This window comes from Micromonospora sp. NPDC047756 (genome assembly GCF_055587245.1).
The window spans coordinates 155,333-173,418 of the sequence record NZ_JBVJGQ010000010.1 but is presented as its reverse complement, the minus strand read 5'-3'; the positions used below and the strand labels follow the sequence as shown (position 1 = coordinate 173,418).

Below are 18,086 nucleotides of genomic sequence, written 5' to 3'. Positions count from 1 at the left end.
AGGGACCCCTGCTGGGCCTGACGCTTGGCTATTCGGCCTTGGCGAGCCGGAGAGCCAACTCCGGGCAGACCTTGACCGCCTTCAGCGCGCCCTCGCGCAGCCAGGTCGGCACGGGGGTGGCCGGGAAGGCCGGATATCCGTTCGCGTCGAGCCGGATGAAGTCCGGTACGACGTGCGCGCAGAGGCCGTGCCCGTCGCAGCGGGACCAGTCCAGGGTGAGCTTCTGCGGGTTCGCGTCGGGTGCGCCCGGCAGCCCCATCATGCCCTTGACCCGTCGGCCACAGCCGTCGCCGGTGCTGTGCAGCCGCAAATCCTCGACGAAGACCTCGATCGCGGAGAGCGCAAACCGGGCGGTGCCATCGGGGTGACTGCATGCGCCCCGGCCCTTCACCTCACCGGCGGCGGCGCGCACCACGTCCGCCGGTTGGCTGCCGGCCACGGCCAGGTCCACCGCTCGGGCCAGATCCGGCAGGCCCATCTTGCACGGCCCGCACTGGCCGGCGGACTCACCGGCCAGGTAGCGCACCACCTGGGCGGCCTCACCGAGCGGGCAGGTGTCGACGCCGAGCGGGACGATGATGCCCGCGCCCAGGGTGCCGCCGACAGCGGCCAGGCCCTTGCGGGAAACCTCGGCCTTCTCCGCCGCCTCCGGGGTGATCCACTTGCCGTGGTAGCCACCCATCAGAATGCCCTGGACGTCCGGCACCTCGCACAGGTCGAGCACGTCGCGCAGCGGCATGCCGGCGGTGCACTCCACCACGGCCGGTCGGCCCGCCGCGCCGGTGACCGTGAGCAGCACGGTGCCCGGCTCGTCGTCGGTGCCGAGCGCCGCGTACTCGTACGGGCCCAGTCGGGCGCCGATGGCGAGCTGGGCGAACGTCTCGGCGTTGGACAGCAGGGTGGGCAGGCCACTGACCCCGGAGTCACTGGAGCGTTTCTTGGTGCCCGGCGGGATGTGCGGCAGCCCGTTGATGCCGTTGACGAGTGCGCCGCCCTCGCCGGAGATGAACCGGTGCGGCACTGTGACGATCGTCGTCTGCACCGGCATCCGGCGCTCGTCGAGCGCGTCCATCAGTGAGTCCCGGCCGACCCCGTCGTCCGCCACGCCGATCACGATCTCGTCGGCGTCCAGCGCGTACGCGGCCAGCGCCGCCCCGTCCAGGATCAGGTGCGGGGCGCGGGTCAGCAGCACCTTGTCCTTCCAGCTGGCCGGCTCCCCCTCGGTGGCGTTGACCACCACCACGGCGGCGAGGTCCTGCCGCTCGCAGGACTCCAGCACGGCGCGCATCTTGCGGGCGAACGGGAACCCCGCCCCGCCCTTGCCCTTGAGCTGCATGCCCTCGGCGAGCTGGAGCAGCTGCGCGGGCTCCATCGGGCCGATCGGTCCGTGCACCTCCTCGTGCGCGCGCAGGTCGAGTCGGCCGTACTCGGCGAAGCCGGCGGTGAGCCGGGGCTCGCCCACACAGGCGACAGGCGGCACGGCGGTCCGCATCACTTCGCCTCACCCCGCAGCCCGGCCCAGTACGCCCCGTCCACCGCGTCGGCGCTGGCCTTGCGGCGCTTGGACTTGCCCTCGCCGGCGGCCCGCTTGGCGCGGCGGGACGCCAGGTCGACGAGGGTCGGGGTGTCGTCGACGGGCGGCGCCACCTCGTCCGGCATGTACCGGGCCGGCGGACGCCAGTAGTCCGGCTCCTCGGGCAGGTCGTCGTCGGCGCTGTGCCGGCCGCTGCCGCTGCGCGGCGCCGACGAGATCGGGCTGCTGGAGACCGGGCCGGCGGAGATCGGCTCGTCGGCCTGCCAGCGGCGCGGGCTGTCCCAGGGCTCCTCGGGCTCGTCGAGGGCCGGCAGCGGCGGCGACGAGTAACGGCTGCCGTCGTCCTCGCTGCGGGACCGGCGACGGGACCGCTCGGCGGCCGGCTCCTCGGCGCGACGCCGTCCGGTCGGCACGGCCTCGTCGCGGGTACGCGAGGCGCGCCGCCGGGTCACCGGCTCGACCTCCTCCTCGTCGCGTCGACGGGTGTCGGTCTCCTCCACGCTCCGGCGGGCCGACCGGCGGGTCGTCGACTCCTCCTCGGCACGTCGGCCGCGCGAGGAGCGTTCGGTCTCGGCGCGGGCGGCCGGCTCCTCCTCCCGCCGACGGCGGCTCGGCCGGGCCGGCTCGACCAGGGAACCGGGCTCGGGCACCACCGGGACGGTGAACCGTTCCGGGTCGCGGCGCGCGGCCGGCGCGGCCCAGGTGGCGGTGGTGGTGTCCGCCCAGGCGGGACGCTTCTCGGGGGCCTTCGGGCGTCGGCCCAACCCGGCCAGCAGCGACCTGGCGGTCTTCGCCTCCTCGGCCCGGCCGGCCATCACCGCGTTGCGCACCGCTGCCTGGTGCTGCTCGCGGCTGCGCCGACCGATGCTGACCGAGAACCGGACCAGCAGGGCCAGCACCACCAGCAGAACGCAGGCCAGGTAGCTGAACATCACCCAGGGCGCCGCGGCCCGACCCGCGTTGAGGCCGTGCACGATGGCGAAGGGCCAGGCCAGGTACGCGACGGAGTGCATGGCCCGCCACACCCACTTCGGACCGACGCCGGCGAAGCGGGCGCGGATGATGCCGGTCCAGATCACGCTGACCATCAGCAGCGCCGCCACAGTGCCGAGCCCGATGTAGAGCCCCCGGCCGCCGACGAACGGGACCAGCGCGTCGGTCGGCGCCGCCCGCCCGGTAGCGATCTTGGTGAGAACGTGGAAGCCGAGCCCGGCCACGCCCAGCACGCCGGTGGCCCGGTGCGCCGACTGCATCAGCACCCGGTGCGGGATGCGCAGCACCAGCCGATCGGTGGCGAGCAGACCGAGCATCACGGTGAGACTCAACGACACCAGGGAGATGACCCCGGCGAAGAACTCGGTGAAGAAGAAGCCGTACGCGTACGCCGACTGACCGACGCCGGTCAGCATGATCGCCGCCCAGAGCGCGGCGAGAGCCGACGCGATCAGCAGGGCGACCCCCGACCGTGACGGGGCGCGCACCCCCCGACTGCTGGCGCTGGTCCGGACCTTCGCCGCCTTCATGTCCTGCTGTGCCCGGGCCATCTGCTCCTCGATCGTCTCGCGGCGGCGTACCACCGGCCGACCCCTGCTCCCCCATCCAGTACGGACCGGCGGGGCGCGCGGATCACCTGGGGAAGAAATTTCTGGGCCGACATCGAACCGAGGGGCGCGGTCGTGCGTTCCCCCCGCCTCCTTCGACCGATCAGGACAGTGACGAATACCCATGCATTGACAGTCGTCGCAACACGCTTGTAACCTTTCAGCAATTTTCAGTCAGGTTTGCAAGATCTTGGCAAGTCGGACCTCCCCACCGCACCACCACCCCCGCTCCCGTCAGGAGTCCCCATGCACCGACGTCGGCGCGGCTCGGCGCTCCTCGCCCTCGGCCTGATCGCCAGCCTGCTCGTCCCCACCGCCGTGACGGCACCCCCGGCCGTCGCCGCCCCGTCCGGCGGCAAGAAGGTCATCGTCCAGCTCTTCGAGTGGAACTGGCCCTCGGTGGCCAGCGAGTGCCAGAGCACCCTCGGCCCCAAGGGCTACGGCTACGTGCAGGTCTCGCCCCCGCAGGAGCACGTACGGGGCAACGAGTGGTACATGGCGTACCAGCCGGTCAGCTACCGGATCGAGTCCCGCAAGGGCACCCGGGCCCAGTTCCAGTCGATGGTGAACACCTGCCACGCGGCCGGGGTCAAGGTGATCGTCGACGCCGTGATCAACCACATGTCCGGTCAGGCCAACGGCGGCACCGGCTGGGCCGGGTCGTCCTACTCGCACTACGACTATCCGGGCATCTACCAGACCCAGGACTTCCACCACTGCGGGCGCAACGGCGGCGACGACATCGCCAACTACAACGACCGGTACGAGGTGCAGAACTGTGAACTGGTCAACCTCTCCGACCTGAAGACCGAGTCGGACTACGTCCGTACGAAGATCGCCTCGTACCTCAACGACCTGCTCTCGCTCGGCGTCGACGGCTTCCGGCTGGACGCCAGCAAGCACATGCCGGCCGCCGACATCGCCGCCATCAGGAGCAAGCTGTCCCGCTCCGCGTACATCGTGCAGGAGGTCATCCACGGTGCCGGCGAGCCGGTCCAGCCGAGCGAGTACACCGGCAACGGCGACGTGCACGAGTTCCGCTACGGCAAGGACCTGGCCCGGGTGTTCCGCTCCGAGCGGTTGGCGTACCTGCGCAACTTCGGCGAGGGCTGGGGGCACCTGCCCACCGGCCCGGCCTCGGTGTTCGTGGACAACCACGACACCCAGCGCGACTCCGGTGGGGTGCTGACCTACCGCGACCGGGGCATCTACGCGCTGGCGAACGCCTTCATGCTGGCCTGGCCGTACGGCTCTCCGACCGTCATGTCCAGCTACACCTTCAGCAACCGGGATGCCGGCCCCCCGTCGGACGGCGCCAACAAGACGCTCAACGCCACCTGTTACTCCGGCTGGGAGTGCGAACACCGCTGGCCGGTGATCGCCAACATGGTCGGCTTCCGCAACGCCACCGAGGGCGCGGGAGTGGCCAACTGGTACGACAACGGCAACAACCACATCGCGTTCAGCCGCAGCGGCAAGGGCTTCCTCACCGTCAACGACGAGGACGCCGCGATGAACGGCCGCTCCTACTACACGGGGTTGCCCGCCGGTCGGTACTGCGACGTCATCCACGGCACCTACGCGGGTGGGACGTGCAGCGGTCCGGTGATCACGGTGGACGGTAACGGCTGGTTCGCGGCGAACGTGCCGGCGCACGACGCGGTGGCCATCCACATCGGCGCACGGGTCTGACGCGATCGGGGCCTTCGGACGGCGGGTCTCGCCGAACCGGGGGCCCCGAAGCATCCGCCACCATAGAGTGGTTTCGTGCCGTTTGACCGAAACACTCCGTACCGCCGTCGCGGCGTCTGGGTGGCCGCCGCGATCGGCGTACCCGCGCTGCTGGTGACCGCGCTGCTGGTCGGCCAGGCCCTCACCCCGAGCTCGACGGCCCCCGACGACCGCGACGTGGCGGTGGCCGACCCGACGCCGAGCAGTGTGGAGCAGAGCCCGGAGGAGTCGATCCCCCCGGCCGCGCCCGCCCCGGACGGGCTGCCGGTGGTCGACTACGACCCCGCACCCGGGGGGTTCCCGGCCGACCCGGCCACCATGGACGTCACACCGCTGGCCGACGGCGCGCACCCGACCAGACGGATCGCCGCGTACGACGCACCCGGCGGTCGACCGCGCGCCTTCCTCGAACCGACCATCCGCGGCGTCGAGCTGACCATGCCGATCGCCCAGCGACGCGCCGGCTGGACGGCCGTCCTGCTGCCCTCGGCCAACCGCCGACTCGCCTGGCTGCCGCCCGGCGGCTTCGAGACGGTGCCGCTGCGCGACCAGATCGTGGTGGAACGCAAGGTCCACCGGCTCACCTGGTACCGGGCCGGCAAGGCGGTGCGCTCCTGGGAGGTCAGCCTCGGCCAGTCCGGCCAGGAGACCCCGCTGGGGCGGACCTTCATCCTGGGCCGCACCCCACCGCCGGAGGAGGTCTACGGCGGGGTGGACATCTACGCCCTCGGGTCGGTGCCCGACGACCCCGAGTCGGTGCCGTCCGGGCTGCGCGGCGCGCACATCGGGGTGCACACCTGGCACAACGACGACGAGCTGGGCGAGAACACCACCAACGGCTGCATCCGGCTGACCCGCAGCGGTCAGCGGGAACTGCTCGCCGAGGTCCGCCCTGGCAGCAGCGTCGTCGTCGTCGACCAACTGGCCGCCCCACCGCCGACCGCCTGAGCCCCGGCGCGCACGGTCACTCGCCGAGCAGCCAGCCATTCTGCTCGGCGACCCGGATCGCGTCGGCCCGGTTACGGGCACCGGTCTTGCCGATCGCCGCCGACAGGTGGTTGCGTACCGTCCCCTCGGACAGGTGCAACGCCCTGGCCAGGTCGGCGACGCTGCCACCGCCCCGGGCCGTGCGCAGCACCTCGGTCTCCCGCTCGGTCAGCGGGCTGAGCCCGGCGGCCAGCGTCTCCGCGGCCAGCGTCGGGTCGACCACCCGCAGGCCGGCGTACACCCGGCGGACCGCGTCGGCGAGCTGCCGGGCCGGGGTGTCCTTGACCACGAAACCGCTCGCACCGGCCTCCATGGCCCGACGCAGGTAGCCGGGCCGACCGAAGGTGGTCACCACGAGGACCCGGCAGGTCGGCAGCGGCTCGTCGAGCACCATCAGGTCCGGGTCGGGCAGCAGGGCCAGGGCGAAGCGCAACCGCTGCTGCTGACCGCCCGAGCAGCGCCCGACCACCCGATCGGCGATGTCGGTGATACCGGCCCGCTCCAGCACCTCCGCCACCGGGCGGGTGTGCCGGTAGAAGTGCGCGGTCATCCGCACCGTCTCGCCCACCGTGAGGTCCTTGAGCAGACCACCGGTCTGGAGTACGGCGGCGACGCGACCTCGGGCCACCGCGTCGTCAGGAGTGCCACCGAGGACGCGGACGGTGCCCGAGTCCGGGCGGGACAACCCGAGCAGCATGTCGATGGTGGTGGTCTTGCCCGCGCCGTTCGGGCCGAGGAACGCCACCACCTCGCCGGGCTGCACCCGAAGGCTCAACCCGTCGACAGCGGTGACCGCGCCGAAGCTCTTGGTGAGGCCGTCCAACTCGACAGCCGGATGCGTACTGGTCATGCCAGTCATGCTCCGGCGGCGCGTGCCCCGATGCCCGGAGCGGTCGTCACGCTCCGGCCGTGACATTTGTCAGGGGGCCCGGCACCACGGAGAGTGACCTCCGTGCGAGCCAACACCGAAACGAGCGTGATGTCCCTGAGTCATCATGATGTCCCTGAGTCATCACGCTCACTGCCACATCCGCCCGCGAGCGCGACCCGCCGAGTCGACAGCCGGCGGAGGCATTCCCGGCGCGGCAGCGGGTAACCGCCGGGCCGAAGCCGCGACACCGGGAGGACACGATGGGTGCCACGCCGCAGGGTCAGCTCGACACGATCGTGCTGATCCACGGGCTCTGGATGACGCCGCGCAGCTGGGAGGGGTGGGCCCAGCGCTACACCGAACGCGGCATGCACGTCATCGCCCCCGCCTGGCCCGGCATGGACCGGTCCGTGGAGCAGTTGCGCGACGACCCCGGCCCCATCGCCGAGCAGAGCATGGCCACCATCGTCGCGCACTACGACAAGATCATCCGGGCGCTGCCCCGACCGCCGATCATCATGGGTCACTCGTTCGGCGGCCTGTTCGCCCAGGTCCTCGCCGACCGGGGTCTCGGCGCGGCAGTGGTGGGGGTGCATCCCGCGGCGATCAAGGGGGTGCTCAAGGTGCCGCTGAGTCAGCTCCGCTCGGGCTTCCCGATCCTGCGCAGCCCCGCCAACCGCAGCAAGGCCGTCCCGTTCAGCCAGGACGACTTCGCCTACACCTTCGGCAACACGATGAGCCGCGAGGAGTCCGACCGGGCCTGGCAGCGCTACGCCGTCCCGGGCGCTGGCCGGGTCTTCTTCGAGGGCGCCTTCGCCAACGTCGACCCGCGCTCACCCGCCCGGGTCGACGTCGGGCGCACCGACCGGGCCCCGCTACTGCTGATGGCCGGCGAGGCCGACCACGTGGTGCCGGCGTCGGTGGTCCGCGCCAACGCCGGGCTCTACCAGAAGTCCCGCGCCCTCACCGCGTACGAGCAGTTCCCCGGCCGGTCACACTTCACCGTCGGCCAACCCGGCTGGGAGCCGATCGCCGACTACGCGCTGGACTGGGCGCTGCGCGCGGCGGCCCTGCCCCGCGAGGCGACCATCGCCAGCGAAACCCCCCGCCGCTGACCCTCGGCCTCCAAGATCAGGCAAGACCACGCTGGCGGTGCCGCATGTCGGCGTCCTGGCGGGGTACCTCTGTGCGATGAGGGCCAGTTTCCGGCTTGGCCGGGTCGCGGGGGTGCCGGTCGGTGTCAACTGGAGCGTGCTGGTCATCTTCGCGCTGATCGCGTGGGGGTTGGCCGCGAACCAGTTCCCGCGTTCGTACCCGGACCGCTCACCCGTGGCGTACGCCCTCGCCGGCCTGGCCGCGGCGGTGGTCTTCTTCGTCGGCCTGCTCGCCCACGAGGTGTCGCACGCGGTGGTGGCCAAACGCAACGGCCTGGAGGTCGACGGCATCACGCTGTGGCTGTTCGGCGGCGTGGCCGAGTTGCGGGGCGAGCCGCGTGACCCGGGCGCGGAGTTGCGCATCGCCGGCGTCGGCCCGCTGGTCAGCCTGCTGATCGGGGCGTTCTTCGGTGCCATCGCTGCGTTGCTGGCGCTGGCCGGGCAGGGCGGGCTGCTGTTCGGGGCGGTGGCCTGGTTGGCGGGGATCAACGTACTGCTGGCCGTCTTCAACGTGTTGCCGGCCGCGCCCCTGGACGGCGGCCGGTTGCTGCGCGCCGCGGTATGGAAGGCCACTGGCGACCGGACCCGGGCGTCGGTGGTCGCCGCTCGGGCCGGCTGGGTGCTGGGCGTGCTGCTGATCGGCCTGGGGTTGTGGCAGTTCCTGTCCGGCGTCGGTTTCGGCGGGCTCTGGTTGGCGCTGATCGGCTGGTTCCTGATCGGCGCGGCCGGCATGGAGGAGCGACAGGCCCGCACCGGCACCGCGTTGCGCGGGATCCGGGTGGGCGACGTGATGACCCCGCAGCCGCAGACCGCCTCGGCGCAGATGACTGTCGCGGACTTCGTCGACCACTACCTGTTCGCGTACCGGCATTCGGCGTTGCCGCTGACCGAGGACGGCCGGCCGACCGGGCTGGTCACCGTCGACCGGGTGCGGGGCGTACCGCCGGAGCGGCGGGCGTCGACCACGCTGGCCGAGGTCGCCTGTCGAGCCGACGATCTGGTGCTGGCGCAGCCCGGTGAACAGCTCAACGACCTGCTCCCCCGGCTCTCCGAGTGCGCCGACGGCCGCGCCCTGGTGGTGACCGAGGACGGCCACCTGACCGGCATCGTCTCCCCCAGCGACATCAGCCGCGCCGTCCAACGCAGCACCCTGGTTGGCCAGGGCGGTCAGCGGGGGAAGTAGCGGTCCAGGGCCGCGGTGCGGAACGTGCCCTTCGGGTCGAGGTCGGCCAGGAGCGCGGCGAAGTCGGCGTAGCGCGGGTAGCGGGCGGCCAACTCGGCCGGGTCGGTGACGAAGACCTTGCCCCAGTGCGGGCGGGGCGCGAAGGGCGCCAGCCGCTCCTCCACGGCGGCCACCACGGGCAGCACCGCCGCAGTGTCGTCGACCCAGGTGAAGTGCAGTACGAAGCTGTCCCGCCGGTGGTTCGGGCTCAGCCACAGCTCGTCGGCCGCCACCGTCCGGAGCTCGGACACCAGCAGCACCGGGGCGATCAGGTCCGCCACGTCGTCCAGGGCGGCGAGCGCGTCCGCCGCCGCCGTACGCGCGACGTGGTACTCGGACTGCAGTTCGTCGCCGCTGCTCGGGGTGAAGCCGAGCTTGAAGTGCGGCAGCCGCTCGTGCCACGGGCCCGGCTCGCCGAGCTGCGGCGTGCAGTTCTCCGCCGGCATCCCGAGCACCGGGTGCCGGGGCTGGTCGGCCGGCGTGGTGCCCAGCCAGTCCGCCGGGGGTGGCGGCTCGTCGGCGACCTGCTTGCGCCACACCTCGCGCAGTCGGGGCGTACGGAAGTCGGTGAAGAGACTCACGCTGTACGCCGAGCCGAGCGCCTCGTCCAACGCCGTCCGGTCCAGATCGAGGCGTACGTACTGGCGCAGCGCGAAGGTCGGTACGACGTCCAGGGTGACCCGGGTGACCAGGCCGAGCGCGCCGAGCCCGACCACCATGCCGGCGAACGTGTCGGTATCGCGGTCGACCCGGAGCAGGTCGCCGTCGGCGGTGACCAGTTCCAGGCCGGCGACCGCGCTGGCCAGGTTGCCGTGGGTCTGGCCGGAGCCGTGGGTGGCGGTGGCCACCGCTCCGGCCACCGAGATGTGCGGCAGCGAGGCGAGGTTCGCCAGCGCGTACCCCTGGGTGTGCAGTTGTCGGGCGACGTCGCCGTAGCGCATCGCGCCGCTCACGGTGACCTGCCCGCGCTCGTGGTCCACCTCGACGACCGGGGGCAGCCCGGCGAGACTGACCAGGTCACCGTCGGTGTCGCCGAGACGGTTGAAGGAGTGTCCGCTGCCCACCGCCCGGATCCGGCTGCTGCCGGCGACGAGCCGGCGCAGTTCGTCGACGGAGGTGGGGCGGTGGAACGCCGTCGCGGCGTACCGCACGTTGCCGGCCCAGTTGCGGCGCGGAACGTCAGTGCTCGACGCGGTGTGCGGTCCCTGCGCGGTCATGTGGCGGTCTCCCGATCGGTGCTCTGGTGGTCGGCCAACGCGGCGACGAGGGCACCCAGAACGGTATCCGTCTCGGATGTGTTGTAGCCACGCTGGGCGATCGGCAGACCGGCCCTGGTGGCGCGTTCGATCTCCCCGCGGGCCGCCTTCCGGGCTGACGTGTCCCCGGACATCAGCGCGTCCTGGCCGCGTCGGATCAACCGGTCGACCCGGTCCATCTGGTAGCCACGCAGACCGATCATGAACTCCGGTGCCTCGAAGGCGGCGCGGCGCACCGCGAGCAGGTCGACGAACCGGTCGCCGGCATAGCGGGTCAACGCGGCCGACACCTGCTCGGGCTGCTCCCGGACCTGGTCGAGGACGAGCAACTCGATGGCCGGGCGACCGTCGGACGGGTGGCGCGCCGTCACCAGCTCACGGGGCACACCCTGCACAGGAACCAGTAACAGTCGCGGCGGTTTCGCGTAGCCGTCGCGTCGGGGCGGCTCGTCGAGGACCAGCGTGTCGACCTCGTCCCACCGGATCTCCCGGCGCAGGCCGGGACGCCGGATGCTGAGCCCTTCCGAGTGGATCCTGAACCGGAACGGCCGCATCGCGCTGACCAGCGCCACCGCGCCGAGCGCGATCGCCCCCACCGCGATGATCGTCCGTAGCAGGGCGCCGTCGCTGGGATAGACCAACAGAAGCACCCCACCGAGTACGCACACCGAGGCGAGCACACGGGCCCCCCGATTCCGGCGCAGTTCCACGCTCGGACCCCCGTTTCATGACCGTGGCGTCGGTCCCGACATCTTCCGCCAGACCGGGCACCAGGGACACCGGTCGATCGGGCACGGTTGTTCTCGTCGTCGTCGGGGAACCCTACGCCCATGAGCAGCTACCGTGATCCGGCCGCACGAGGCGACGTCTTCCCCTCCGAGGAGGAGCTGGACCCGACCGGCACCGAGGTCGAGCAGGCCAGCGCGCCGCCGGCCGGCGGGTTGTCGAGCCACCCGTCGCCAACGCCCGGTCCTCGGCCCACACCGGCGCCCGCGCCCGCCCCGACGCCGGTGCCGGCACCCGGCCCGCCGCCGCGCGCTCCGGGCGCACAGTCGATCGTGACGCGTCACCTGGACGGCTCGGTGGAGGTGGTCACCGACCTCGACGGTGACGGCGTCGCCGACGTCGTCCAGATCGACGTGGACGGTGACGGGATCCCGGATATCACCTACGTGGACAGTGACCGCGACGGGCGGCTGGACACCGTGCTGGGTGACCCGAGCGCGGTCGGGACGGGTCTGCACCGGGCCTGACCGGCAGCGTCGTCGGACGGCCACCCGACCGACTCAGAGCTTCGCCATCACCTCGCCGGCGACCAGCTCCAGGTGCTCCAGGTCGCTGAGGTCGAGCACCTGAAGGTAGAGCCGCTCGCTGCCGATCTCCGCGTACCGGCCGATGGTGTCCAGCACCTCGGCGGGCGTTCCGGCCAGACCGTTGGCCCGCAGCTCGTCCGGATCGCGACCGATGGCGGCAGCCCGGCGGGCCACCTCGGCGTCGTCGCGCCCGCAGCAGAGCACCAGGGCGTTGGACCAGACCATCTCGGCCGGGTCCCGACCGATCTCGACGCAGGCCGCGCGCACCCGGTCGAACTGCGCGGCGGTGTCCGGCACCGAGGCGAACGGCAGGTTGAACTCGTCCGCGTAGCGGGCGGCCAGCCGAGGGGTGCGCTTCGCGCCCGTACCGCCGAGCAGGATCGGAGGACGGGGCTGCTGCACGGGCTTGGGCAGGGCCGGCGAGTTCCGGACCGGGTAGTACCGGCCGTCGTGGTCGAACCGCTCCCCCGGGGGCGTGGCCCAGAGCCCGGTGATGACGGCGAGCTGCTCCGCCAGCCGGTCGAACCGCTCGCCCAGCGGCGGGAACGCGATGCCGTACGCGCTGTGCTCCTCGGCGTACCAGCCGGTGCCGATGCCCAGTTCCACCCGGCCGCCGCTCATCTGGTCGACCTGCGCGACCGTGATCGCCAGCGGGCCGGGCAGCCGGAAGGTGGCGGCGGTCATGAGCGTGCCGAGCCGGATGCGGCTGGTCTCGCGGGCCAGGCCGGCGAGCGTGGTCCACGCGTCGGTGGGGCCGGGCTCGCCGCTCACGTCCCCCATCTTCAGGTAGTGGTCGGACCGGAAGAACGCGCCGTAGCCGGCGTCCTCGGCGCAGCGGGCGACGGCGAGCAACTGGTCGTAGCTGGCACCCTGCTGGGGCTCGGTGAAGATCCGAAGTTCCATGATCCGAGCATAGGGTTCCCCGGTCGGCCCGATCGGCGGGATGCCGACCGGGCCGCCGGTGTCACTCACACGTACGGCCGCTTGGCGTACGCCTCGCGGAGCGCGGTCAACCCGACCGCCTTCGGCACCAGGGTGCCCCAGCCGGAGTTGAAGTAGTTGGTGCGCACGATCCGTGGTCCTCGCTCGGCGTTGAGCTGGGCGATCGCCGGCGGGACGGTGGCGATCCAGGCGGCCTGGTTCGGAATCTCGGCGACCCTGACGCCCCACTCCGCGATGATCACCGGTCGGGACAGCGCCACCGGGCCGAGATCCGCGACCGCCCAGTCCTTGGTGCGCCGAAACCGGGCCAGCGCGGTGTGGCTGGCGCTGGTGCCGTACACGTTCCACTGGAGGTAGTCGAGGCGGGACATCAGCGCCTCCGGGTGGGTGCGCTGGAAGCATTCCCGGTCGAAGCCGCCCAACCCGACCGAGAAGGTCGTCCCGGTGGGCAGGGTCCGGGCCTTGAACCACGTCAGGATGTAGTTCATCGCCTGCACCGCGCGAGCGTCCGACTCGGCCCAGGTGTACGCCTTCCCGTCCTCGGTGGTGCCGAACTCGTGATCGGTGTCCAGTTCCGAGGCGAGTTGGATGTTCACCCCGAAACCGAGCGACCGGTACTGCGACAGGGCGCGGGCGAACAGCCCGTCGCACTGCCCCTTGATCACCTGGTTGTACCCGTACGCCCTCGGCCAGGTGGTGCCGGATCGCTGCTGAATGGTCATCGACGGGGCCGGCACCGTGTAGCTGACGCCATCCACAGTGAAGCTCTGCGGGCCATAGTTCGGGGCGCCGTAACTCTTCAGCTCCAGGACCATGTTCATCTGCACACCAGCCTTACCCAGGTTGACCAACCAGGGCCGGTTGTAGCCGGGGAAGATGTAGCCGTCGGCGAAGCTGCGGTACTGGGTGAGCGACCGGAAGTTGCCGCCGGTCATGTCGGCGGTCGGGTCGGCGCCCCCGGAGAGGTAGTAGCCGCCGAGCACGGGTTGACTCAGGCTGTAGTCGGCGGCTGCCGTCGCGGTGTTGCCGGCGGCGTCGCGGACCTGGACGGTGACCCGGGGCATCACGCCACCGACCGATACACGGCCACGGAGCCGTTGTCGGAGACCCGGGTCCAGGTACGTCCGGAGTTGTCGGTGACGGTCACTGTGAGCGGGTCGATGACCGCCGTGACCTTGACCGGCGCGCTGCTGTTGCCCTGCGCGTCGGTGACCACGATGGTGACGGTCAGCGGTTTGGTGTCGGCGTCTGAGTAGGTGACGGTCAACAGCATCTGGTCACCCGGCGCGAAGACGGATGCGTTCAGGGCTGCGGTTGCTGTGGGAGCGGCCATGTCGGGCCCTTTCTTGCTCGGTCGCCGGGCCTCGGCGCGCGGTCGAGCGACGCCGGACCCCGACGGGGTCCACAGTGCGAAAGGCCGGCGGGGCACGGGGACGGTGGGCACGACCGGCGGACGGCGCTGCCTGACTGCCGATGGTGCTGACGTCCTTGTCCCGATGGGCGGAGGCACCGCTGCGGGCGCCCGCAGGGGTGTCGGTGACAGCGACGGCCTGTCGTACGCGTGATCGGCACGGCAGCTGTGCCGTGACCGCCACGGCTTCGAGGCCGGGCTGGGTGAGGGCGGCACCGGTGCGGACGATGTTGTCCCCGCCGGGCCGGAGGATCGGGATGTGGCCCGCCACCCGTCTACCTCCACCTGCCCCAAGGGTGCTCTACCAGGGGCTTTACCGTCTTGTCCGAATTGCGACAAGAGCGCGGAAGAGCTGGGGGCGACGGTTACTCGACCGCTACCAGGCGGCTCCACCGACCCACATACGCCTCGTACGCGTCAGCGTTCGCCCACACCGGCCGCACCGTCCCGGAACGACAAGACAGGCCCGGCTTGTCGGTGCTGGCTTTCAGTCGAGATGGTCGGCGGGGGCGGTCTGGAGCAGCCAGGCCAGGGGCATCCGTGCCCGCGTCTCGTAGCTGCCGTCCCTGCTCAGCCGGTGGAGGGTTACCGTCTGCGCACCGTCCCGATCGACGACCCAGTACTGCGGGATCCCCGCCGACGCGTATTCGCGGACCTTGGTCACCGAGTCCATCGCCTCCGAGCCCGGCGAGACGATCTCCACGACGAGTACGACGTCGGCGACAGTGGCCCAGACGCTGCGGGACGGCGGCTTACGCCAGACGCTCACGTCGGGGATGCGGCCACCGTCACCGTCCGGCCCGGAGATGCGCACACCGACCGCCTGAAGCACCTGCTCGGCGGGCCACCCGGCCAGGATCAGCCAGGCAAAGAGGCGGCTGGCGATCATGGCGTGTTCCGAATCGGGCGGCGGCATGACCGACAGGACCCCCTCGGGGCTGGTCTCGTAGCGGTGACCGTTCGGATCGGCGGCGTTCATCGCCGCCACGTCCTCGAGCGTCACAACGGCGGGCATGTGCATGCCGACAGCCTCAGCGCTCATGGGTCTCATCCTAGGTGACCAGCGGTGCCGAGCACCGCACCCGATGGGCGCAGCGTCCGCCGCGGTGGCGACCGGCCCACCCGATCTGGCATTCTAGGCAAGTGGAACCAGGTTCCGCTAACCACGACACGGAACACTGTTTGATGGAGGTAACGGCGCGTTGGTCGACATCGACGGCGAACCAGGCAGGCCGACCCCGCGGAAGCGGGCCGACGCCCGGCGCAACGAGGCGACACTGCTGGCCGCCGCCGCCTCGGCCTTCGTCACCTCGGGCGTGGACGTGCCCGTACGCGACATCGCCACCCGGGCCGGCGTCGGTGTGGGCACCATCTACCGCCACTTCCCGACCCGCGCCGACCTCATCGTCGCCGTCTACCGGCACCAGGTCGAGGCCTGCGCGGAGGCCGGCCCGACGCTGCTGGCGGAGAGCGACACACCGCACGCCGCCCTCGCCCGGTGGATCAATCTCTTCGTCGACTTCCTGGTCACCAAGCACGGCCTCGCCGAGGCGCTACAGTCCGACAACGCGGCCTTCGAGGCGCTGCACGCCTATTTCCTGGACCGACTCCTGCCGGTGTGCGCCCAACTGCTCGACGCGGCTGCCGCGGCTGGCGAGATCCGGCCCGGCGTGACGGCCTTCGAGCTGCTGCGCGGTGTCGGCAATCTCTGCATCGGCGCCGGCGAACCCCGCTATGACGCCCGTCGCATGGTCGAACTCCTCGTCGCGGGGCTGCGCCAACACCAGGTCACCGAGCCGCGATAGCTTGCTGATCATGGCGAACTGGGAGCTTCGGCCTGCCTCGGCGGCGGACGTCGAGGCGGTGGCCGAGTTGCGGGCGGTGACACTGCGGGCCGATCTGGAACGGCTCGGGCGGTACGACGAACAGCGGGTGCGGCAGCGCCTGCGGGACGGTTTCGCACCGGCGTACACCTGGGTCGTCGAGGTGGACGGCGCGTTCGCCGGCTGCGTGGCGCTGCGGCCCGCCGCGGACGCCCACTGGCTGGAGCACTTCTACCTGGCTCCGCGGCTACAGGGCAGTGGCATCGGCACGGCAGTGCTGCGCGAGTTGCTGCGCCGGTGCGACAGCGCCGGCACGCCCGTCCGACTGAACGTGCTGCGGGGCAGCCCGGCCCGCAGCCTGTACGAGCGGCACGGTTTCACCCTCGACACCGAGGATCCGGTGGACGTGTTCATGGTTCGCGCACCCAAGAGGATCACCTCCGAGATTCCGACAGTGTCAATGTAACGTTGACGGATGACGTCGGAGCTGGCCCGGCTGGCGGAGGTCCGCGCCACCCGCGCCCGCCTGGACGAGCAGGAGCTGGAGCTCATCGACCGGGCACGCCACGACGGTGCGACCTGGGCTCAGATCGCGACGGCACTCGGCCTCGGCAGCCGGCAGGCGGCCGAGCAGCGTCGACAACGGCTGGTGGCGGCGCGGTGGTCGCGGCGGCGGCAGCTCGACCTCCAGCTGCCTCAGCAGATCGCGGCGCTGCGGGCGGCGGTGGCGGACCTGGCCCGGTGGATCGGGGCCGACCAGCGGTGGGACAGCCGATTCCGTCGAGCGGCGCTCGTTCGCAGCACCGTGGACGCCGCCCTGGACGCGGCCCCGGGTTCGCTGCACGCGTTGGCCCTGCACCTCACCACCGATCTCGCCGAAGCGGGTGAGCGGCTGCCCGCGCCCGCGCGGACGGCCGCGACGAAGATCGACGCCGCCCTGTCAACGGTTCGTTGACGGAGGTCAGCAGCATTGCCTGCGCTCCGCTCAGGCTTGAGGATTGAGTCACCTCGACTCACCTCGGAGTGCTCATGCGTCGCAACGCGGGCCTGTTCGTGGCGATCTCTCTGCTGTCCGGCTTCGGCAGCAGCGCCATGTCCCTGGTCGCCGGCATCTGGATCCTGGACCTCACCGGCTCCGCCGGCCTCGCCGCCCTCGCCGGGCTCTGCGTCTACGCCCCGGTGCTCACCGGCCCGTGGTTGGGCGGTCTGCTCGACCGGGCGGCCCGAAGGCCACTGGTCATCGCCGTCAACCTCATGCTGGCGGCCGCCCTGCTCACGCTTCTCGCGGTACGCGGGCCGGGGCAGACCTGGCTCATCTTCGCCGTCGGGTGCGCCTACGGCGTCAGCTACGTGCTGATCGACGCCGGCGAGACGGCGTTGCTGCCGTCGGCACTCGCGCCGGCGGAACTCGGTGACGTCAACGGGTGGCGCTCCAGCGCGCAGGAGGGCATGAAGCTCGTCGCTCCCCTGGCCGGGGCCGGCCTCTACGCGTGGCGGGGCGGCCATGCGGTCGCCGTCCTCAGTGCCGCCATGCCGGTCCTGGTCGCCACCCTCTACGCCCTCCTTCGCCTGAAGCGTGCGCCCGCCGACCGGCCCACCGAGCGCGGCGACGGCCCACGTACCGCATTGATGGTCCTTTTTCGACAGCGAGCGACACGGCTGGCGGTCGCGCTCGCCGCGGTGTCGATCGCCATGTCCGGCTTCACGACCGCCGGGATCTACGCGATCGTGGTGACCGAGCTACGCCTGCCGACGACATTCCTGGGTGTGCTGGCCAGCGCGCAGGGCGCCGGTTCCGTTCTCGGTGGCCTGATCGTCGGCCGGCTCATCGCGGCGAGAGGTTGCGTGGCCGTGGGTGTCGCCGGATCGGCGTTGTTCGCGGTCGGCTGCCTGACACGCTGCCTGCCGTGGTGGCCGGCCACTGTCGTCGGGGCGGTGGTGGCCGGCGTCGGGCTGCCCTGGACCCTGGTCGCGGCGGTGACCGCCGTGCAGACCCACACGCCGTCAGCGCTGCTGGGACGGGTCTCCGCGACGGCCAACACCGCGATGTTCGGACCCCTCGTCGTGGCGATTCCGCTCGGCTCCGCAGCCGTTCACCTCGGTGCCCGCCCGCCGCTCATGGCAGCCGCGGCAATCTGCCTGACCGCCGTCGTGGTCGCCACGTTCCGCCGCGGGTGAGCTGCGCGGCAACGTCGTGCACGGCCCGCAGGTGCGCGGCGAGGCGCGGCGGTGCGTCCAGGA

At 71.8% G+C, this 18,086-nt stretch carries 18 protein-coding genes; 9 read left to right on the top strand and 9 right to left on the bottom strand.

From position 1 onward, the window contains the following. Positions 1 to 28 precede the first annotated feature (28 nt). Together ACZ6NZ_RS30185 and ACZ6NZ_RS30180 are read right to left on the bottom strand one after the other, a co-directional pair. On the bottom strand, positions 29 to 1,492 hold the full coding sequence (locus ACZ6NZ_RS30185; protein WP_357223860.1) for an NADH-ubiquinone oxidoreductase-F iron-sulfur binding region domain-containing protein: 1,464 nt from the start codon (positions 1,490 to 1,492) through the stop codon (positions 29 to 31). Further along, positions 1,492 to 3,111 carry a hypothetical protein gene (locus tag ACZ6NZ_RS30180; RefSeq protein ID WP_465861253.1) on the bottom strand — a complete coding sequence of 540 codons (1,620 nt, stop codon included), beginning with the start codon at positions 3,109 to 3,111 and terminating at the stop codon, positions 1,492 to 1,494. The genes ACZ6NZ_RS30185 and ACZ6NZ_RS30180 overlap by 1 nt, the downstream gene beginning before the upstream one ends. Before the next feature lie 270 nt (positions 3,112 to 3,381). Between ACZ6NZ_RS30180 and ACZ6NZ_RS30175 the strand changes: the two genes are divergently transcribed. Together ACZ6NZ_RS30175 and ACZ6NZ_RS30170 are read left to right on the top strand one after the other, a co-directional pair. Further along, complete coding sequence (locus ACZ6NZ_RS30175; RefSeq protein WP_465861252.1) at positions 3,382 to 4,827, top strand: alpha-amylase; 1,446 nt, start codon at positions 3,382 to 3,384, stop codon at positions 4,825 to 4,827. 75 nt (positions 4,828 to 4,902) lie between these two features. Then, on the top strand, positions 4,903 to 5,814 hold the full coding sequence (locus tag ACZ6NZ_RS30170; RefSeq protein WP_465861251.1) for a L,D-transpeptidase: 912 nt from the start codon (positions 4,903 to 4,905) through the stop codon (positions 5,812 to 5,814). 16 nt (positions 5,815 to 5,830) lie between these two features. Here ACZ6NZ_RS30170 and ACZ6NZ_RS30165 read toward each other — a convergent pair whose 3' ends face one another. Beyond that, positions 5,831 to 6,703, bottom strand: coding sequence for an ATP-binding cassette domain-containing protein (locus tag ACZ6NZ_RS30165; protein WP_465861250.1), 873 nt, complete (start codon positions 6,701 to 6,703; stop codon positions 5,831 to 5,833). Between the two features lie 281 nt (positions 6,704 to 6,984). Between ACZ6NZ_RS30165 and ACZ6NZ_RS30160 the strand changes: the two genes are divergently transcribed. Both ACZ6NZ_RS30160 and ACZ6NZ_RS30155 read left to right on the top strand, forming a co-directional pair. Further along, entirely contained in the window at positions 6,985 to 7,839 is an 855-nt protein-coding gene (locus ACZ6NZ_RS30160; protein ID WP_465861249.1) for an alpha/beta hydrolase, read from the top strand. A 76-nt stretch (positions 7,840 to 7,915) separates the two neighbouring features. Beyond that, positions 7,916 to 9,061, top strand: a complete 1,146-nt coding sequence (locus tag ACZ6NZ_RS30155; protein ID WP_465861248.1) for a site-2 protease family protein — start codon at positions 7,916 to 7,918, stop codon at positions 9,059 to 9,061. Here the strand turns inward: ACZ6NZ_RS30155 and ACZ6NZ_RS30150 are convergent. Continuing rightward, positions 9,046 to 10,317 (bottom strand): FAD-binding protein, encoded by a 1,272-nt coding sequence (locus tag ACZ6NZ_RS30150; protein WP_465861247.1) that lies wholly within the window; start codon positions 10,315 to 10,317, stop codon positions 9,046 to 9,048. The two genes, ACZ6NZ_RS30155 and ACZ6NZ_RS30150, sit on opposite strands and share 16 nt — an antisense overlap. Continuing rightward, the gene (locus ACZ6NZ_RS30145) at positions 10,314 to 11,036 is read right to left on the bottom strand and encodes a hypothetical protein (RefSeq protein ID WP_465861246.1); all 723 of its coding nucleotides are present in this window, start codon (positions 11,034 to 11,036) and stop codon (positions 10,314 to 10,316) included. The genes ACZ6NZ_RS30150 and ACZ6NZ_RS30145 overlap by 4 nt, the downstream gene beginning before the upstream one ends. A gap of 150 nt (positions 11,037 to 11,186) precedes the next feature. Here ACZ6NZ_RS30145 and ACZ6NZ_RS30140 point away from each other — a divergent pair, with 150 nt between their 5' ends. After that, complete coding sequence (locus ACZ6NZ_RS30140; RefSeq protein WP_366609002.1) at positions 11,187 to 11,609, top strand: hypothetical protein; 423 nt, start codon at positions 11,187 to 11,189, stop codon at positions 11,607 to 11,609. A 33-nt stretch (positions 11,610 to 11,642) separates the two neighbouring features. Here the strand turns inward: ACZ6NZ_RS30140 and ACZ6NZ_RS30135 are convergent, their stop codons facing one another. From ACZ6NZ_RS30135 to ACZ6NZ_RS30120, 4 genes are all read right to left on the bottom strand, one after another. Next, the gene (locus tag ACZ6NZ_RS30135) at positions 11,643 to 12,572 is read right to left on the bottom strand and encodes an LLM class F420-dependent oxidoreductase (RefSeq protein ID WP_465861245.1); all 930 of its coding nucleotides are present in this window, start codon (positions 12,570 to 12,572) and stop codon (positions 11,643 to 11,645) included. A 65-nt stretch (positions 12,573 to 12,637) separates the two neighbouring features. Next, positions 12,638 to 13,675 carry a hypothetical protein gene (locus tag ACZ6NZ_RS30130; RefSeq protein ID WP_465861244.1) on the bottom strand — a complete coding sequence of 346 codons (1,038 nt, stop codon included), beginning with the start codon at positions 13,673 to 13,675 and terminating at the stop codon, positions 12,638 to 12,640. Then, positions 13,675 to 13,944, bottom strand: coding sequence for a hypothetical protein (locus ACZ6NZ_RS30125; RefSeq protein WP_124859437.1), 270 nt, complete (start codon positions 13,942 to 13,944; stop codon positions 13,675 to 13,677). The genes ACZ6NZ_RS30130 and ACZ6NZ_RS30125 overlap by 1 nt, the downstream gene beginning before the upstream one ends. 565 nt (positions 13,945 to 14,509) lie before the next feature. Beyond that, positions 14,510 to 15,064: a Uma2 family endonuclease gene (locus ACZ6NZ_RS30120; RefSeq protein WP_465861243.1), complete on the bottom strand. Its 555-nt coding sequence runs from the start codon at positions 15,062 to 15,064 to the stop codon at positions 14,510 to 14,512. Positions 15,065 to 15,233: 169 nt separating this feature from the next. Between ACZ6NZ_RS30120 and ACZ6NZ_RS30115 the strand changes: the two genes are divergently transcribed. From ACZ6NZ_RS30115 to ACZ6NZ_RS30100, 4 genes are all read left to right on the top strand, one after another. Beyond that, on the top strand, positions 15,234 to 15,827 hold the full coding sequence (locus ACZ6NZ_RS30115) for a TetR/AcrR family transcriptional regulator (RefSeq protein ID WP_465861359.1): 594 nt from the start codon (positions 15,234 to 15,236) through the stop codon (positions 15,825 to 15,827). A 10-nt stretch (positions 15,828 to 15,837) separates the two neighbouring features. Continuing rightward, positions 15,838 to 16,311, top strand: a complete 474-nt coding sequence (locus ACZ6NZ_RS30110) for a GNAT family N-acetyltransferase (protein WP_465861242.1) — start codon at positions 15,838 to 15,840, stop codon at positions 16,309 to 16,311. Between the two features lie 9 nt (positions 16,312 to 16,320). Beyond that, positions 16,321 to 16,800 carry a hypothetical protein gene (locus tag ACZ6NZ_RS30105; protein WP_366609007.1) on the top strand — a complete coding sequence of 160 codons (480 nt, stop codon included), beginning with the start codon at positions 16,321 to 16,323 and terminating at the stop codon, positions 16,798 to 16,800. A gap of 74 nt (positions 16,801 to 16,874) precedes the next feature. Then, positions 16,875 to 18,023 (top strand): MFS transporter, encoded by a 1,149-nt coding sequence (locus ACZ6NZ_RS30100; RefSeq protein ID WP_465861241.1) that lies wholly within the window; start codon positions 16,875 to 16,877, stop codon positions 18,021 to 18,023. Positions 18,024 to 18,086: the final 63 nt, after the last annotated feature.

Bases quoted from the DNA above. Each gene is read 5' to 3' on its own strand.
- ACZ6NZ_RS30100 (WP_465861241.1), top strand. From the start codon at position 16,875: ATGCGTCGCAACGCGGGCCTGTTCGTGGCGATCTCTCTGCTGTCCGGC.
- ACZ6NZ_RS30160 (WP_465861249.1), top strand. From the start codon at position 6,985: ATGGGTGCCACGCCGCAGGGTCAGCTCGACACGATCGTGCTGATCCAC.
- ACZ6NZ_RS30125 (WP_124859437.1), bottom strand. From the start codon at position 13,944: ATGGCCGCTCCCACAGCAACCGCAGCCCTGAACGCATCCGTCTTCGCG.
- ACZ6NZ_RS30120 (WP_465861243.1), bottom strand. From the start codon at position 15,064: ATGAGCGCTGAGGCTGTCGGCATGCACATGCCCGCCGTTGTGACGCTC.
- ACZ6NZ_RS30185 (WP_357223860.1), bottom strand. From the start codon at position 1,492: ATGCGGACCGCCGTGCCGCCTGTCGCCTGTGTGGGCGAGCCCCGGCTC.
- ACZ6NZ_RS30110 (WP_465861242.1), top strand. From the start codon at position 15,838: ATGGCGAACTGGGAGCTTCGGCCTGCCTCGGCGGCGGACGTCGAGGCG.
- ACZ6NZ_RS30175 (WP_465861252.1), top strand. From the start codon at position 3,382: ATGCACCGACGTCGGCGCGGCTCGGCGCTCCTCGCCCTCGGCCTGATC.
- ACZ6NZ_RS30155 (WP_465861248.1), top strand. From the start codon at position 7,916: ATGAGGGCCAGTTTCCGGCTTGGCCGGGTCGCGGGGGTGCCGGTCGGT.
- ACZ6NZ_RS30165 (WP_465861250.1), bottom strand. From the start codon at position 6,703: ATGACCAGTACGCATCCGGCTGTCGAGTTGGACGGCCTCACCAAGAGC.
- ACZ6NZ_RS30130 (WP_465861244.1), bottom strand. From the start codon at position 13,675: ATGCCCCGGGTCACCGTCCAGGTCCGCGACGCCGCCGGCAACACCGCG.
- ACZ6NZ_RS30150 (WP_465861247.1), bottom strand. From the start codon at position 10,317: ATGACCGCGCAGGGACCGCACACCGCGTCGAGCACTGACGTTCCGCGC.
- ACZ6NZ_RS30105 (WP_366609007.1), top strand. From the start codon at position 16,321: ATGACGTCGGAGCTGGCCCGGCTGGCGGAGGTCCGCGCCACCCGCGCC.
- ACZ6NZ_RS30135 (WP_465861245.1), bottom strand. From the start codon at position 12,572: ATGGAACTTCGGATCTTCACCGAGCCCCAGCAGGGTGCCAGCTACGAC.
- ACZ6NZ_RS30140 (WP_366609002.1), top strand. From the start codon at position 11,187: ATGAGCAGCTACCGTGATCCGGCCGCACGAGGCGACGTCTTCCCCTCC.